Consider the following 15,852-nt stretch of genomic DNA (forward strand, 5'->3'; position numbering starts at 1 on the left):
CCTGATCAGCTTGTACACATTGAACAGTGAAATCCCGACCTGTTGCCCAGCCACCCGGACAGGAGCAAGCTCTCCGCCAGCCGCACCGCCCACCCGTTCGCGGCGCGGCCGCCTCAAGCGGACGCCTCAGAGCCGAGGCCAAAAGTGGAGGAACGACCGATGACCCCGCAGTCCCACGCCCTTGAGCTGACCCCCGAGGAGCGCGAGGCCGGCCTCGACGCCGACCAGCTGCGCCGCCTCGTCGGCCTCGTCGAGCACGACCCGGCCACCGACCCGTTCCCGGTCACCGCGCAGGACGCGGTCGTCTTCGTGGTCGGCAACGCCACCCAGACGGCCCAGTTCTACCAGGCCGTGTTCGGCATGGAGCTGGTCGCCTACTCCGGCCCGGAGACCGGCCGTCGCGACCGCAAGGCCTTCGTGCTCCGCTCCGGCTCCTGCCGCTTCGTGATCAAGGGCGGGGTGCTGCCGGACAGCCCGCTGTTGGACCACCACCGCCGCCACGGCGACGGCGTCGTCGACCTGGCCCTGGAGGTCCCGGACGTCGACAAGTGCATCGCGCACGCCCGCGCGACCGGCGCCACCGTCCTGGAGGAGCCGAACGACGTCTCCGACGAGAACGGCACCGTGCGCCGCGCGGCCATCGCCACCTACGGCGAGACCCGCCACACCCTGATCGACCGCTCCCGCTACCACGGCCCCTACCTGCCGGGGTACATCACCGCGCAGAGCAAGGTCCAGCACCCGGAGGGCTCGCCCAAGCGCCTGTTCCAGGCCCTCGACCACGCCGTCGGCAACGTCGAGCTGGGCCGGATGGACGAGTGGGTTTCGTTCTACAACCGGGTCATGGGCTTCGTGAACATGGCCGAGTTCGTCGGCGACGACATCGCCACCGACTACTCCGCCCTGATGTCCAAGGTCGTCGCCAGCGGCAACCACCGGGTGAAGTTCCCGCTCAACGAGCCGGCCATCGCCAAGAAGCGGTCGCAGATCGACGAGTACCTGGAGTTCTACACCGGCCCCGGCTGCCAGCACATGGCGCTCGCCACCAACGACATCCTCACCACCGTCGACGTGCTGCGCTCGCGCGGCGTGGAGTTCCTCAACACCCCCGACTCGTACTACGACGACCCGGAGCTGCGCGCCCGGATCGGCAAGGTGCGGGTGGACATCAACGAGCTGAAGTCGCGCGGCATCCTGGTCGACCGCGACGAGGACGGCTACCTGCTGCAGATCTTCACCAAGCCGATCGGCGACCGCCCCACCGTCTTCTACGAGTTCATCGAGCGGCACGGTTCGCTGGGCTTCGGCAAGGGCAACTTCAAGGCGCTGTTCGAGGCGATCGAGCGCGAGCAGGACGCCCGCGGCAACCTGTGAGTGCTGGGGAGCCCTGAGCACGGGGAGTCCTGAACACGGGGGGAACCCCGGGCGCTGAGCAGCTCTGAACACTGAGAAGCTCTGAGCACCGGGGAACTCTGAGCACGGTCGGGCGTACCGTGAGGACGGTCGGCTGAGCACGGTCGAGGAGGAGCAGGGAGATGGCGTACTACCGGCAGCTGGGCAGCATCCCGCCCAAGCGGCACACCCAGCACCGCACACCCGAAGGCGGGCTGTACTACGAGGAGTTGATGGGCGAGGAGGGGTTCTCGTCGGACTCCTCGCTGCTCTACCACCGGGGCATCCCCTCGGCCGTGGTGAACGCGGTGCCGTGGGAGCTGCCGGACCAGTCCACGGTGCCCAACCACCCCCTGCTCCCCCGCCACCTCAAGCTGCACGAGCTGTTCGCGGACCAGGAATGGAAGTCCGCGGACGTCGTCGGCAGCCGCCGCCTGGTCCTCGGCAACGGCGACGTGCGGATCTCGTACGTCGCCGCCGGGGCCCCGAGCGAGCTGTACCGCAACGGGCTCGGTGACGAGTGCGTGTACGTGGAGTCCGGCTCCGGCACGGTCGAGACGGTCTTCGGCTCGATCGAGGTCGGCCAGGGCGACTACGTGATCATCCCGCGCGCCACCACCCACCGCTGGGTGCCGGCCGGGGACGAACCGCTGCGCGCGTACTGCATCGAGGCGAACAGCCACATCACCCCGGCCAAGCGCTACCTCTCCAAGTACGGGCAGCTGCTGGAGCACGCGCCGTACTGCGAGCGGGACTTCCGCGGCCCGGTCGGCCCGCTGGTCGTCGACGCCCCCGGGGATGCCGCCGGGGATGCCGCCGGAGACGTCGACGTGCTGGTCAAGCACCGCGGCCCGAACGGTGTCTCGGGCACCCGCTACACCGTGCCGCACCACCCCTTCGACGTGGTCGGCTGGGACGGCTACCTGTACCCGTACGCCTTCAACATCCGGGACTTCGAACCGATCACCGGCCGGGTCCACCAGCCGCCGCCGGCCCACCAGGTGTTCGAGGGCAACGGCTTCGTGATCTGCAACTTCGTTCCCCGCAAGGTGGATTACCACCCGCTGTCGATCCCGGTGCCGTACTACCACGCCAACGTGGACAGCGACGAGGTCATGTTCTACTGCGGCGGCGACTACGCGGCCCGCAAGGGCTCGGGCATCGGCCAGGGCTCGATCTCGCTGCACCCCGGCGGGCACACCCACGGGCCGCAGCCGGGCGCGTACGAGCGCAGCATCGGGGTGGAGTTCTTCGACGAACTCGCCGTCATGGTGGACACGTTCCGCCCGCTGGAGCTCGGCGAGGGCGGCCGGGCCGGCGAGGACGGCAACTACGCCTGGACCTGGGCCGGTCGGGGGCCCGGGCGATGAGCGCCGCCTCGTCCGCCGTGACCAACCGGACGGGCCCCGGGGCGATCCCCGAGCTGTTCCACGGGCTCTTCGACGACGCCGCGGTGTTCCCCCCGGGGAACCTGCCGGTCGCCGAGGCGGTGCCCGCGCACCGCGGGCACCGCGCGGCCTGGTACGCCGAGGCGGTCGGTCCGCTCCTGTGCGGAGCGGGCCGGCTGGGCGAGTTGGCCGCGGCGGCTTCGGGCGGCGCGCCGCTCAGGGTCGGGCTCGTACTGCCGGGGGGCAGTGCCGAGCTCGGCCCGGCGCTCGCCGCCGCCGCACCCTTCGAGGTGGTCGGCGTCGAACTCGCCGTCCGGGACGCCGCCGAGGCGGTCGCCGCCCTGGACCGGCTGCTGCCGCCGGACGTCCCGGCCGCCGTCGAGCTGCCGCGCGAACTCCTGCGCGGCGACGGCCTGGACGAGGTGCTGGACGTGCTCGTCGACAGCCCCTACCGGGCGAAGTTCCGCACCGGCGGGGTGGTGGCCGAGGCGTTCCCGGACGAGGAGGAGCTAGCCGCCTTCCTCACCGGCTGCGCCCTGCGCGGGCTGCCGTACAAGTGCACCGCCGGACTGCACAACGCCGTCCGGCACACCGACCCGGCCACCGGCTTCGAGCACCACGGTTTCCTCAACGTGCTGCTGGCCGCGCAGGAGACCGACCGGGCCGCAGCAGCGGCGATACTGGCGGAGCGCGACGGCTCGGTGCTGGCCAAGGCCGCCCATGCACTGACCGACCGTCAGGTTACGGTGATCCGGAACTCGTTCACCGCGTTCGGCACGTGCAGCATCGCCGAGCCCCTGGACGACCTGGCCGCGCTCGGCCTGCTGCCGTCCACGTCACTGCCCCAGGAGGACCGTTGAGCACCACCCCCCGCAGCTGGCTCGCCAGCGCCCAGGACTCGCCGTTCGGCGTGCACAACCTGCCGTACGGCGTGTTCACCGCCGCCGACCAGCCCGGCCGGCGCCGGATCGGCGTGCGCGTCGGGGACTTCGTGCTGGACGCCGCGGCGGCCGCCCGGGCCGCCGGGGCGCCGTCCGTGCTGCTGGCCGCGGACTCGCTCAACCCGCTGCTGGCGGCAGGGCGTTCGACCTGGACGCAGGTCCGGGCCGACCTCACCCGATGGCTGACGGACGAGTCCTACCGCGAGGCGCTGTCGCCTGCGCTGCTGCCGGCGGGCGAGGTCCAGCTGCACCTGCCGTTCGAGGTCGCCGACTACGTCGACTTCTACGCCTCCGAGCACCACGCCACCAACCTTGGCCGGATCTTCCGCCCGGTCTCGGAGCCGCTCACCCCCAACTGGAAGCACCTGCCCATCGGTTACCACGGGCGGGCCGGCACGGTGGTCGTCTCCGGCACCCCGGTGGTGCGGCCCCACGGGCAGCGCAAGGCGCCCGCCGACCCGGCGCCGTCGTTCGGGCCGACCCGGCGGCTGGACATCGAGGCGGAGGTCGGCTTCGTCGTCGGCACCCCGTCCGAGCTGGGCCGACCGGTCGTCCTGGACGACTTCCGCGAGCACGTGTTCGGCGTCTGCCTGGTCAACGACTGGTCCGCGCGCGACATCCAGGCCTGGGAGTACGTGCCGCTCGGCCCGTTCCTCGGCAAGTCCTTCACCACCTCCGTCTCCCCGTGGATCGTCCCGCTGGACGCCCTGCAGCACGCCCGGGTCGCGCCGCCCGAGCGCGACGTCGAGCCGCTGGCGTACCTGGACGACCGCGACGGCGAGCCGTGGGGACTGGACCTGGCGCTGGAAGTCCGGCTGAACGGGCACCTGGTGTCCCGGCCGCCGTTCGCCTCGATGTACTGGACGGCGCAGCAGCAGCTCACCCACATGACGGTCAACGGTGCCTCGCTGCGCACCGGCGACCTGTTCGCCTCGGGCACCGTCAGCGGGCCGGAGCCGGAAACCCGCGGCGCGCTGATCGAGCTGACGTGGAACGGCGAGGAGCCGCTGAAGCTCCCGGACGGCACCACCCGGACGTTCCTGGAGGACGGCGACGAGGTCACCATCACCGCCACCGCGCCGGGGCCGGAGGGCGCCGTCATCGGATTCGGCGAGGTGACGGGGCGGGTCCAGCCGTAGCGGGCCCGCAGCCGCCGGCCGACAACTGACGGCAAACAGATAACAGATAACAGACGACAGATAACAGCTGACAGATTTCATCATCTGTCAGCTGTTATCTGTTACCCCCGCCCCCTCCCCGAACTCCCCCCGTGCGCCGAACGCACCACGCCTACAGGCCCGCCCCTCCGGTGGCGTCGATGACCCGGCCGGTGACCCAGCGGGCGTCGTCCGAGGCGAGGAAGGCGACGATGTCCGCGATGTCCTCCGGCTGCCCGACCCGGCCGAGGGCCGCGAGCGAGGCCGCATGGGCCTCCGCCTCCGTGTTGCCGCGCAGCCAGCCGGCGTTGACGTCGGTGTCGACGACACCCGGCGCGACCGAGTTGGCGGTGATCCCGCGCGGGCCGAGCTGCTTGGCGAGGTTGAGGGTGAAGGTGTCGAGCGCCCCCTTGGTCGCGCCGTAGGCGATGATCTCCGGCATGGCGAGGCGGGCCGCGCCACTGGAGACGTTGATGATCCGGCCACCATCGCGCATCCGGTGCAGGCCGTGCTGGACGACGAAGAACGGCGCGCGGACGTTGACGGCGAAGACCTCGTCGAAGCCCTCCTCGGTGAGCGCGGCGAGGTCGGCACTGCGCCCGATCCCGGCGTTGTTCACGATGATGTCGACGCCGCCGTCGGGCGCGTGCGCGCCGATCCCGGCATCGAACGCCTCCCACAGCGCGGCCGCGTCCCCGTGCCGGCCGAGTTCGGCGTGCAGCGCGAAGGCCCGGCCGCCGTCGGCGCGGATGCCCGCGACGACCCCGCCCGCCGCCTCCTGATCGCGGGCGTAGCCGACGGCGACGGTGGCGCCGTCGCGGCCGAGCCTGCGGGCGATCGCCCGGCCGATCCCCCTGCTACCCCCGGTGACCAGCGCGGTCTTGCCCTTGAGTGCCTGCGTGCCCATGGCTGAGCCCCTTCCTGCTTCGCCCACCACATTTTTTGAGTGCTCACTCAAGAAAGAAGCTAACACACTTGTTGAGCGGGTGTTCTAAAATTCCGGCATGACCGAGAACCCGACGCGGCCCCGACGCGGACGACCGCCGACCTTCGACCGGGACGAGGCGCTGACGGCGGCGACCCGGCTGTTCTGGGAACGCGGCTACGAGGCCACCTCCGTCACCGACCTGACCACCGCCATGGGCATCCGGCCCGGCAGCCTCTACGCCGCGTTCGGCGACAAGCGTTCGCTCTTCGAGGAGGTCGTCCGCCACTACGGGCACTCCCCCGTCGGCGCCTTCGCGGGGGCCGCCCTGCGCGAGGAGACCAGCGCGTACGCGGCCTTCGCCCGGATCCTGCGGGAGGCGGCGGCCATCTACCCCGACCCCTCGCACCCGGCCGGCTGCCTGGTGATCAGCGCCGCCACCAACGTCTCCCCGCAGGACGCCGAGGTCCAGGCCCACCTGCGCGACCTGCGCAACCGCAACCTCCACGTCTTCGAGACCAGGCTGCGCACGGCCCAGGCGGACGGCGAACTCCCGCCCGACGCCGACCCGCACGCGCTGGCCGGCTACTTCGGCACGGTCATCCAGGGCATGTCGCAGCAGGCCCGGGACGGCGCCACCGCCGCCGACCTGGCCCGGACCGCCGAACTCGCCCTGCGCGCCTGGCCGTAGGGACCCGAACCGGGCCCAGCCGGCCGGTCCGCCGTGAGGACGGTCCGCCGGTCCGCCGTGAGGACGGCCCACCGCCCGGTCGGGTGATCACGGCTCCGCGCCGCCCCGGTACGGTGGACGACAGGAGTCGTCAAGACCGAGGAACGACCGAACGACCGAACGACGGGAACGGACCCGATGAACGCAGAGGTGGCGGAGGTCCAGGTCTCCCTGGACGGTGGGGCCAGGCGGATCGTGCTGAACCGGCCGCGGGCGCTCAACTCGCTGACCCACGGCATGATCACCACCGTCCACGCGACGCTGACCGAGTGGGCCGCGGACGACCGGGTGCGCACCGTCGTCCTGACCGGCGCCGGCGAGCGCGGCCTCTGCGCCGGGGCCGACCTCCGCGCACTGCACGACGACGCCAAGGCCGGCGGGGCCGGCACCCGGGCCTTCTTCCGCGACGAGTACCGGCTGAACGCGCTGATCGCCCACTACCCGAAGCCGTACGTCGCGGTGATGGACGGCATCACCATGGGCGGCGGCATCGGCCTGTCCGCCCACGGCGCGCTCCGGATCGTCACCGAACGTTCCACCGTCGCGATGCCCGAGACCCGAATCGGGCTGGTCCCGGACGTCGGCGGCAGTCGACTGCTCGCGCTCGCCCCGGGCGAGTTGGGCACCCACCTCGGACTCACCTCGGCCTCGATGGGCCCCGGTGACGCGCTGCTGTGCGGGTTCGCCGACCACTTCGTCCCCTCGACACGGATCGCGGCGCTGCTCGACGCCCTGGCCGAGAGCCCCGACCCCGCCGCCGCCGTCGCCTCGCACGCCGAGCCCGCGCCAGGGTCCGCGCTCGCGGAGCAGCGAGGCTGGATCGACGCCTGCTACACGGCCGACACCGTCGAGGAGATCGTCGAACGACTGCTGAACTCCGGCGTGGCGGAGGCGAAGGAGGCCGCGGAGCTGGTCCTCGGCAACTCCCCCACGGCCGTCACGGTGACCCTCGCCGCACTGCGCCGGGCTCGCACGCTCCCCTCCTTGGAGGCCGTGCTCGACCAGGAGTACCGCGTCTCCTGCGCCGCACTGAGCGGGCCTGACCTGGTCGAGGGCATTCGCGCCCAGGTGATCGACAAGGACCGCACCCCGCGCTGGTCCCCGGCCGCGCTCGCCAACGTCGGGGAGGCGGAGGTCGCCCGCTTCCTCGCCCCGCGCGTGGGCGACGAGTTGGGCCTGGCCTGACCGGGCTGCGCTGCGGCCCCGCATCACCACGCGCCATGAACCACTAGTCGTGAACCACGAGTCGTGAACCACGATCAAGGAGCCCGCATGACCCGCCCGATCCCGCTGCCGCCCGCCGGGGACGCCGACCCGCTGTCCCGGGTGCCGCTCGGCGAGCAGGTGCGCGGACTGCTGTTGGAGGGCCTGCTGAACGGGCGCTGGCAGCCCGGCGACCGGATCGTGGAACGGCGCCTGGCCGCCGAGTTGAACGTCAGCCAGGCGCCGGTGCGCGAGGCGCTGCGCTCACTGCAGTCGCTCGGACTGCTCGACGCCGAGCCCAACCGGGGCGTGCGGGTGCGCGAGATCAGCCCGGCCGAACTGCGCGAGGTCTACCAGGTGCGGGCCGCGCTGGAGCGGCTGGCCGCCGAGGCGGCGGTCGTCCGCCTGGCCGGGGACACCGCCGCCCTGGAGCGGCATGCGGAACGGATGGCGGCGGCGGCCGGGGCGGGTGACGCGCTCGGGCAGGCCCGGCACGGCGTGGCCTTCCACCGCGAGATCGTGGCCGCCGCCGGCAACGGGGCACTGCTGCGGACCTGGGAGGGGCTGGGCGTGGAGGTGTGGACGGTGCTGTCGCTGCACCGGGTCCGCCCGGAGTTGCACGAGAACGCGGCCGACCACGCTCCGCTGATCGAGGCCTTCCGGCGGCGGGATCCGGAGGTCGGGCGACTGTTGGCGGAACACGTCCTGGAGTACGCCGACCGCTCCGCCTGAGCGGATCCGGGCGGGGTCCCGGTGCGGCACCATGGTTCGCACAAAGATGATCGATCATCGCTCACATTACCCTCCAGTAGCGGTTGACGCGCCGCCGGACCACTCCCTACCGTCCATAGAGACCTTCCATGGAGAGAAATGCTATTCCGCATCCCGGAATCGGCACTCTGAAGCACCGGCAAAGGGGAACCATCCGTGTCCCAGCTCGACCAGCTTCCCGACCACGACCCCGAAGAGGTCGCGGAGTGGCGCGCCTCCCTGGACGCCGCCCGCGACTTCGGCGGAGCGCACCGCGCCGCCCACCTGCTGCGCCGCCTCGTCGAACACGCCGAACTGCGCCGGCTCGACGTCCCGCCGCTCCTGGACACCCCGTACGTCAACACCATCCCGACCGGCGCCGAGCCCGAGTTCCCCGGCGACGAGGCGATGGAGCGGCGGATCACCGCCTGGAACCGCTGGAACGCCGCCGCCATGGTGACCAGGGGCAACCACCGCGGCGGCCTCGGCGGGCACATGGCCACGTACGCGTCCGCCGCCTGGCTGTACGAGGTCGGCTTCCAGCACTTCTTCCGCGGCAAGGAGGCCGACGGCTCCGGCGACCAGCTGTACGTCCAGGGCCACGCCGCGCCCGGCGTCTACGCCCGCGCCTTCCTCGAAGGGCGCATCGGCGAGGCCCAGTTGGACCGCTTCCGACAGGAGGCCGGCGGCGACGGCCTGCCCTCGTACCCGCACCCGCGCCGACTGCCGTGGTTCTGGGAGTTCCCGACCGTGTCCATGGGCCTCGGACCGCTGTCGGCCATCCACCAGGCCCGGTTCAACCGGTACTTGACCGCGCGCGGCATCAAGGACACCTCCGGCTCGCACGTCTGGGCGTTCCTCGGCGACGGGGAGATGGACGAGCCGGAGTCGACCGCCGCGCTCGCCCTCGCCTCCCGCGAGGGGCTGGACAACCTCACCTTCGTGGTCAACTGCAACCTCCAGCGCCTGGACGGACCGGTGCGCGGCAACGGCAAGATCGTCCAGGAGCTTGAGCGCCAGTTCCGCGCCGCCGGCTGGAACGTCGTCAAGTCGCTGTGGGGCGAAGCCTGGGACGACCTCCTGGCCCGCGACACCACGGGCGCGCTGGTGCGCCGGCTCGGCGCGGTGCCGGACGGACAGTTCCAGACCTACGCCGCCTCCGACGCCCGCTACGTCCGCGAGCACCTGTTCCAGGCCGCGCCCGAACTCCGGGCGATCGCCGAAACCGTTGACGACCAGCGGCTGTTGGAGATCGTCGCGACCTCCCGGGCCGGACACGAACCGCGCAAGGTGTACGCCGCCTACCGGGCGGCGCTGGAGCATCGGGGCGCCCCCACGGTGGTTCTGGTGCAGACGGTCAAGGGCTGGACGCTCGGCCCCGGCTTCGAGGCCCGCAACGCCAACCACCAGATGAAGAAGCTCTCCGGGGCGGAGTTCCGGGCGATGCGCGACCTGCTCGAACTCCCCATTCCCGACAGTGCCCTGACCGGCGAGCTGGTCCCGTACGCGCACCCGGGCCCGGACTCCCCGGAGGCCCGCTACCTCCGGGAGCGGCGCGCCGCGCTGGGCGGCCCCGCGCCCGCCCGCCGGGTGCGCTTCACCCCGCTGCCCGAGCTGCCCGCGAAACCCTTCGAGACGCTGCTCAAGGGCTCCGGCACGCAGGAGATCGCGACCACCATGGCGTTCGTCCGGCTGGTCAAGGACCTGATGCGGGACAAGGCCAGCGGCCACCGCTGGGTGCCGATCGTCCCGGACGAAGCACGCACCTTCGGCATGGAGTCGCTCTTCCCGAGCGCCGGCATCTACTCGCCGCTGGGGCAGACCTACGACCCGGTCGACCGCGACCAGCTGCTCCACTACAAGGAGTCGGCGACCGGCCAGATCCTCAACGAGGGCATCACGGAGGCCGGTTCGATGGCCTCGCTGACCGCCGCCGCGACCGCGTACGCCACCCACGGCGAGCCGGTGATCCCGTTCTACATCTTCTACTCGATGTTCGGCTGGCAGCGCACCGCCGACCAGATGTGGGCCCTGGCCGACCAGTTGGGCCGAGGCTTCCTGATCGGCGCCACCGCCGGACGCACCACGATGACCGGCGAGGGCCTGCAACACGCCGACGGCCACTCGCAGTTGATCGCCTCCACCAACCCGGCGGCGCTGTCCTACGACCCCGCCTTCGGGTACGAGGTCGCGGTGATCGTCCGCGAGGGCCTGCGCCGGATGTACAGCAGCAGCCCCCAACACCCGCACGGCGAGGACGTGTTCTACTACCTGACCGTCTACAACGAGTCGCTGCCACAGCCGCCGCTGCCGACCGGCACGGATGTCACCGACGTTACTGCCGTCGCTGACGTCACCGACGGCATCCTGCGCGGGCTGTACCGCTACCGCCCAGCGGAGCCCTCGCCGGCCGGCGACGCGCCGCGGCTCCAGCTGCTCGCCTCGGGCACCGCCGTGCGCTGGGCGCTCGCCGCCCAGCAACTGCTCGGCGAGGACTGGGGCGTGGCGGCGGACGTCTGGTCGGCACCCTCCTGGACGGAGCTGCGCCGGGAGGCGCTGGACTGCGACGCGGCCAACCTGGCGCAGGCGGCGGCCGGTACGGGCGCGGCGGCGCGCGTCCCCTACGTGACGCGGGCACTGGCAGGGGCGCCCGGGCCGGTGCTGGCGGTCAGCGACTGGATGCGCGCGGTACCGGACCAGATCCGCCCGTGGGTGGAGCAGGACTGGACGTCGCTGGGCACGGACGGCTTCGGCCTCTCCGACAGCCGGGACGCGGCGCGGCGGCACTTCGGCGTGGACGCCCAGTCGGTCGCGGTGGCGGCGCTGGCCGCGCTGGCGCGCCGGGGCGAGGTCAAGGCGGAGACCGTCCGGCAGGCGGCCGAGCGCTACGGGGTCCGCTTCTGACCCCTGACGCCCTACGTCCGGAGCCCTGGGCCCCGGCTCCGCAGCGAAGGAGCCGGGCCCGTGACGACCGTCTCGCATACCAAGACTGGCGCGAGGCGGGGCGCGTCGTAGATCGTTGGATGGTCAGGGCGCGCCCGCGCGGCGCCGAGCAGCGGAATGGGAGTCAACGGCGATGACCGAGACCGAGACCTACGAGACGATCCTGGTCGAGCGCAAGGGCCGGGTGGGGCTGATCACGCTCAACCGGCCGAAGGCACTCAACGCGTTGAACACCCAGCTGATGAACGAGGTGGTCGCGGCCGCCACCGCCTTCGACCGGGACCCGGAGATCGGCTGTCTGGTGATCACCGGCTCGGAGAAGGCGTTCGCGGCCGGCGCCGACATCAAGGAGATGCAGGGCAACCGGTTCCCGGACGTCTACCTGGACGACTGGCTGGGCCCCTGGGACCGGCTCGGCGCACTGCGCAAGCCGGTCGTGGCGGCGGTGGCCGGGTTCGCGCTGGGCGGCGGCTGCGAGCTGGCGATGCTGTGCGACATCCTGCTGGCGGCGGACACCGCGAAGTTCGGGCAGCCGGAGATCAAGCTCGGTGTCATCCCGGGCATCGGCGGTTCGCAGCGGCTGACCCGGGCGGTCGGCAAGGCGAAGGCGATGGAACTGTGCCTGACCGGCCGGATGATGGGCGCCGAGGAGGCCGAGCGGGCCGGCCTGGTCTCCCGGATCGTCCCGGCGGACCAGCTGCTGGCCGAGGCCCTGACGGTGGCCGAGACCGTCGCGGCGATGTCCACCCCGGCTGCGGTCATGCTCAAGGAGAGCGTCAACCGCGCCTTCGAGACGACCCTCGCCGAGGGCGTGCGCTTCGAGCGTCGGCTGTTCCACGCGGCGTTCGCCACGGCGGACCAGAAGGAGGGCATGGCGGCGTTCGCGGAGAAGCGCCCGCCGTCCTTCACCAACCGGTGACCTGGCCGCTTACGGCTGACGGCTGACAGGTAACAGCTGACAAGTAACAGATAACAGCTAACAGATTTCGTCATCTGAAATCTGTTAGCTGTTATCTGTCAGCTGTTATGCGTCAGCCACCGTCACACCTCGTCCACCAGCGCCGTGTTGAGCCGGGCGAGCCCGCTACGGGTGGCGGCGACCACGATCTGGTCGCCCGGGGTGAGGCGCCGCGTGCGGTCGGGAAAGTTCCACTGCAACTGCGCACTGCGGGCGAACCGGACGGCGATCACCCGGACGCCGCCCGGGTCCTCCAGGTCGTGCCGGTTCATGCCGATCAGCCCGCTGCCGTCCTCGACCGTCAACTCGGCGATCAGCAGCACGTGCCGGAACACCGACAGCATCCCGCGCACCTCGCGCCCCATCAGGGCGGCGGCGAAGGCGGGTGCGGCCAGGTACGAGACCGAACGCGAGGCCGCGTTGTCCAGCGTCGCGTAGAAGTGCCCGGCGAAGTTGTCGTCGAACAGCCGCACCACCACACGGACTTCGGGATTCCCGTGGCGCGCCTCCAGGGCCGCCTCCAGGTTGGTGGCGTCGTCGCCGCTGACCGCGACCAGCGCCCGGCTGTGCTTCAACCGGGCGCGACGCAACTGCTCCTCGAACGGGCCGTCGCCCAGCACCACCGGGATGCCGAGCGCCCGGGCGGCGGCGATGCCCCGGGCCTGCGGGTCACGCTCCATGCAGACCACCGGCACGCCCAGTTCGTGCAGTTGGGCCGCGACCCGGGTGCCGACGTTGCCGAGGCCGACGACGATCACGTGGTCCCGGGTGCCGGCCCCGGGGTTGCGGGGCTGCCCGCGCCGCCCGGAGCCGAGCACCTCGACCGCGATGGCGGTGGCGACCGGGGCGAAGGTGATCCCGCAGATGGTGATCACCACCTGCGCCACCCGCTGCCACAGCCCGCCCGTCCCGGTCCCGGCGGCGATGTCGGCGAGTTGGTCGGGCTGGGCGGCGCCCGCGAGGTCGAGCAGCGAGATGTAGAGGGTCCAGCCGAAGTTCCGGTTCAGGTACCAGAGAACGCCGAAGGCCATCAGCACCGCGGCGAGGGCGGTGAGCAGCACCAGCCGCATCCGGGCGCTGGTGAAGAAGCGCATCATGTCGAGCAGCCGCCAGCGCGCCCGCCGCGCCCAGCTGATCGGTTCCCTGGGTTCGATGCGCAGCGCTTGGAGGGCGGCCACGCCGTCCGGCTCCTCCTCGGGCACCGACTCCGGTTCCGCTTCGCGGCGGACGCCACCGGGGCGGACCGGCCCGTCGTCGCCGAACTCGCTGGCGAGCCGGACGAAGTCGGCCGAGTCGCCGCGCTGTTCGGGCAGCAGGCGGATCTTGCTGAGGTCCTGGCGGTCGATGTGGTCGGCGACCACGCAGATCCGGTCGGAGGTGATGGCCTCGTCGAAGGCGATGTGCAGGAAGCGTCCACCGATCTCGACCGAGTTGGGCCGCCCGAGCGCCGCCGCGGCGAAGGCGGGTGCGGCGGTGGCGGATCCGGAGAGCGCGGCACCGTTCCTGAGCAGCCGTTCGATGTTCTCACCGAGGCGCTGGTTGAACATCCGGAGCACGATCCGGATGTCCGGGTTGTGGCCTTGGGCGCTGAGCGCGGCGTGGATGTTGTCCTGGTCGCTGCCCTCGACGAGGGCGAGGCCGCGGGCGGTGTCGATCGACACCTCGCGCAGCGCCTCGTCGGTGATGCTGGCGTACTCGACGACGGCGGCGACGCCGGGGAGTTGCTCGATCTGCGGCGCGTGGTCGCGGGTGCGATCGGCGACCAGGACGACGACCGGGACCTCGTAGTGCTCGACGAGTTCCAGGACCAGCCGGTGGGCAAGCGCGTTGCCCCCGCAGACGATGTAGTGCTGACTGACCGGCTCTACCGAACGGGTCCCCCACCCTTCAGAAGTCATACCGCCGGATGATATCGACGGCAGGTGGCCGGACGGTGTCGTTCCGGCGACCGGAAGGCCACCGGAGCCACTCCATCGAACATTCGTCTCCTCCGCACGCCCTCTCCCATCCCCCTTCCGTCCCCCTCCGCTTCCTCTCCCCCCTCTCTTGTCTCCGTCCCCCGAACGGCCGTACCCGACGCGCCGGTCGGCAGTGGCCCGGCCAGGCTGGGGTTCGGCCCCTGCCCGTCCCCGGCCCCGAGGAGTACACCACCGTGGTTTCCCCGATCATCACCCCCGACGGTTCCCCGGTCCAGGGTCCGCTCGGCCAACTCGCCAAGGCAGCCTGGCAGGTCCTGCTGCTCGCCGGAATCGTCTCGCTGGCCCTCGGAATCGTCGTCTTCGTCTGGCCGAAGGAGACCCTGCTGGTGGTGGGCGTGCTGTTCGGCCTCTACCTGCTGGTCATCGGCATCGTGCAGCTGATCGCCGCGTTCGGCACCCACGCGACCACCGCGCTGCGGGTGCTGGCCTTCATCAGCGGGGCGATCTGCGTCCTGCTGGGGCTGCTCTGCTTCCGCAGCGCGGCGCAGTCGCTGCTCCTGCTGGCGATCTGGATCGGCATCGGCTGGCTGTTCCGGGGCATCACCCAGCTCGCCGCCGCGGTCTCCGACCCGGCGATGCCGGCCCGTGGCTGGCAGGCCTTCGCAGGCGTGGCCAACACGGTGGCCGGTGTGCTGCTGCTGGTCTGGCCGGTCGGTTCGATCGCCGCGTTGGCCGTCCTGGCCGGCTGTTGGCTGGTGATCCTCGGACTGATCGAGATCGTGACGGCCCTCCAGATGCGCGGCCGGGCCAAGCAGATCCCGGCGGGGGTCTGACTCCACGGCCTGACCTCACGGGCCTGACTCCACGGGTCTCACTCCGTAGCTAGCGCGTCGGCGCGTAGCCGATCCGGAATGTGGCGGCCTCCAGCCGTTCCGGCGTGAGCCGGACGTCCGTCAGCCGCTCGGCCAGCGCGAACGCGGCCTCGGTGTGCAGGTCGTGACCCTCCCCGTCGAGCTGGAAGCCGCAGGCCGTCAGCAGCGCGGGGACACCGGGGGCGTCGGCGTCCGAACCGTGCCGCTGGGTGGGGAACAGCGGCTCGAACTGGAGCCGGCAGCTGCCCTGCTCCCACCAGTTGAAGTGGTCCACCGCGACGGCGTTCCGGAAGTGCGAGACCAGCCGGGTGCCGTCGGCGAGGCGGCGGATGACGTCGGGCAGGCTGCCGAGGTAGCCGAAGACCTCGACGACGACGGCCCACCCGTCGAGTTCGGTAACGGCGACGAGCAGCCGGTCGTCCTCCGGCTCGATCCGGGCCTCCGCCTCCTCGTCCTCCCCGTCGTCGAAGGTCTCCCAGGCGGCGACCACGGCGTCCAGGCCGGTGACCTCCCGACCGGGCAGGGCGCCGAAGCGGCGCAGCAGTTCGTCGGCGGTGATCCCCTCGACCAGCGTCAGGCAGTGGGCCGCCCCGGGGATGGGGTAGCGCTGCTCGAACCAGGTGTAGTCGGTGGCGTGTGCAGTCATGCGCCGATGCTGCCAGCTGCCTGTGACA

13 protein-coding genes are annotated in these 15,852 nt (G+C 71.9%); 10 read left to right on the forward strand and 3 right to left on the reverse strand.

Features of this window, described 5'->3' with window-relative positions:
- The first annotated feature begins 159 nt into the window (after positions 1–159).
- The 4 genes from hppD to fahA all read left to right on the forward strand — a co-directional run bounded on the left by hppD (position 160) and on the right by fahA (position 4,860).
- Positions 160–1,374 (forward strand): 4-hydroxyphenylpyruvate dioxygenase, encoded by a 1,215-nt coding sequence (hppD, locus tag ACFVHI_RS09130; protein WP_063349886.1) that lies wholly within the window; start codon positions 160–162, stop codon positions 1,372–1,374.
- Positions 1,375–1,535: 161 nt separating this feature from the next.
- Positions 1,536–2,762: a homogentisate 1,2-dioxygenase gene (locus ACFVHI_RS09135; protein ID WP_380337183.1), complete on the forward strand. Its 1,227-nt coding sequence runs from the start codon at positions 1,536–1,538 to the stop codon at positions 2,760–2,762.
- On the forward strand, positions 2,759–3,640 hold the full coding sequence (locus tag ACFVHI_RS09140) for a hypothetical protein (RefSeq protein WP_380337186.1): 882 nt from the start codon (positions 2,759–2,761) through the stop codon (positions 3,638–3,640). Before ACFVHI_RS09135 ends, ACFVHI_RS09140 begins: the two co-directional genes overlap by 4 nt.
- Positions 3,637–4,860, forward strand: coding sequence for a fumarylacetoacetase (gene fahA, locus ACFVHI_RS09145; RefSeq protein WP_380337189.1), 1,224 nt, complete (start codon positions 3,637–3,639; stop codon positions 4,858–4,860). The genes ACFVHI_RS09140 and fahA overlap by 4 nt, the downstream gene beginning before the upstream one ends.
- A 151-nt stretch (positions 4,861–5,011) precedes the next feature.
- Here fahA and ACFVHI_RS09150 read toward each other — a convergent pair whose 3' ends face one another.
- Positions 5,012–5,785, reverse strand: a complete 774-nt coding sequence (locus tag ACFVHI_RS09150; RefSeq protein ID WP_380337192.1) for an SDR family oxidoreductase — start codon at positions 5,783–5,785, stop codon at positions 5,012–5,014.
- A 97-nt stretch (positions 5,786–5,882) separates the two neighbouring features.
- Here ACFVHI_RS09150 and ACFVHI_RS09155 point away from each other — a divergent pair, with 97 nt between their 5' ends.
- From ACFVHI_RS09155 to ACFVHI_RS09175, 5 genes are all read left to right on the forward strand, one after another.
- Positions 5,883–6,494 carry a TetR/AcrR family transcriptional regulator gene (locus ACFVHI_RS09155; RefSeq protein WP_063349881.1) on the forward strand — a complete coding sequence of 204 codons (612 nt, stop codon included), beginning with the start codon at positions 5,883–5,885 and terminating at the stop codon, positions 6,492–6,494.
- A gap of 177 nt (positions 6,495–6,671) precedes the next feature.
- Positions 6,672–7,718 (forward strand): enoyl-CoA hydratase/isomerase family protein, encoded by a 1,047-nt coding sequence (locus ACFVHI_RS09160; RefSeq protein ID WP_380337195.1) that lies wholly within the window; start codon positions 6,672–6,674, stop codon positions 7,716–7,718.
- 87 nt (positions 7,719–7,805) lie between these two features.
- Positions 7,806–8,468 carry a GntR family transcriptional regulator gene (locus ACFVHI_RS09165; protein WP_063349879.1) on the forward strand — a complete coding sequence of 221 codons (663 nt, stop codon included), beginning with the start codon at positions 7,806–7,808 and terminating at the stop codon, positions 8,466–8,468.
- A gap of 195 nt (positions 8,469–8,663) precedes the next feature.
- Positions 8,664–11,390: a pyruvate dehydrogenase (acetyl-transferring), homodimeric type gene (gene aceE / locus ACFVHI_RS09170; RefSeq protein WP_380337198.1), complete on the forward strand. Its 2,727-nt coding sequence runs from the start codon at positions 8,664–8,666 to the stop codon at positions 11,388–11,390.
- A gap of 172 nt (positions 11,391–11,562) precedes the next feature.
- On the forward strand, positions 11,563–12,348 hold the full coding sequence (locus ACFVHI_RS09175) for an enoyl-CoA hydratase (RefSeq protein ID WP_063349877.1): 786 nt from the start codon (positions 11,563–11,565) through the stop codon (positions 12,346–12,348).
- A 122-nt stretch (positions 12,349–12,470) separates the two neighbouring features.
- On the opposite strand, the gene ACFVHI_RS09180 is transcribed toward ACFVHI_RS09175, so the two are convergent.
- Positions 12,471–14,285, reverse strand: coding sequence for an NAD-binding protein (locus ACFVHI_RS09180; RefSeq protein ID WP_380337201.1), 1,815 nt, complete (start codon positions 14,283–14,285; stop codon positions 12,471–12,473).
- A 254-nt stretch (positions 14,286–14,539) separates the two neighbouring features.
- Between ACFVHI_RS09180 and ACFVHI_RS09185 the strand changes: the two genes are divergently transcribed.
- Positions 14,540–15,139, forward strand: coding sequence for an HdeD family acid-resistance protein (locus ACFVHI_RS09185; protein WP_063349875.1), 600 nt, complete (start codon positions 14,540–14,542; stop codon positions 15,137–15,139).
- A gap of 49 nt (positions 15,140–15,188) precedes the next feature.
- Here the strand turns inward: ACFVHI_RS09185 and ACFVHI_RS09190 are convergent, their stop codons facing one another.
- On the reverse strand, positions 15,189–15,824 hold the full coding sequence (locus tag ACFVHI_RS09190) for a DUF6461 domain-containing protein (protein ID WP_063349874.1): 636 nt from the start codon (positions 15,822–15,824) through the stop codon (positions 15,189–15,191).
- Between the last annotated feature and the right edge of the window lie 28 nt (positions 15,825–15,852).

The organism is Kitasatospora sp. NPDC127121, from assembly GCF_042677305.1.
Classification (GTDB): domain Bacteria; phylum Actinomycetota; class Actinomycetes; order Streptomycetales; family Streptomycetaceae; genus Kitasatospora.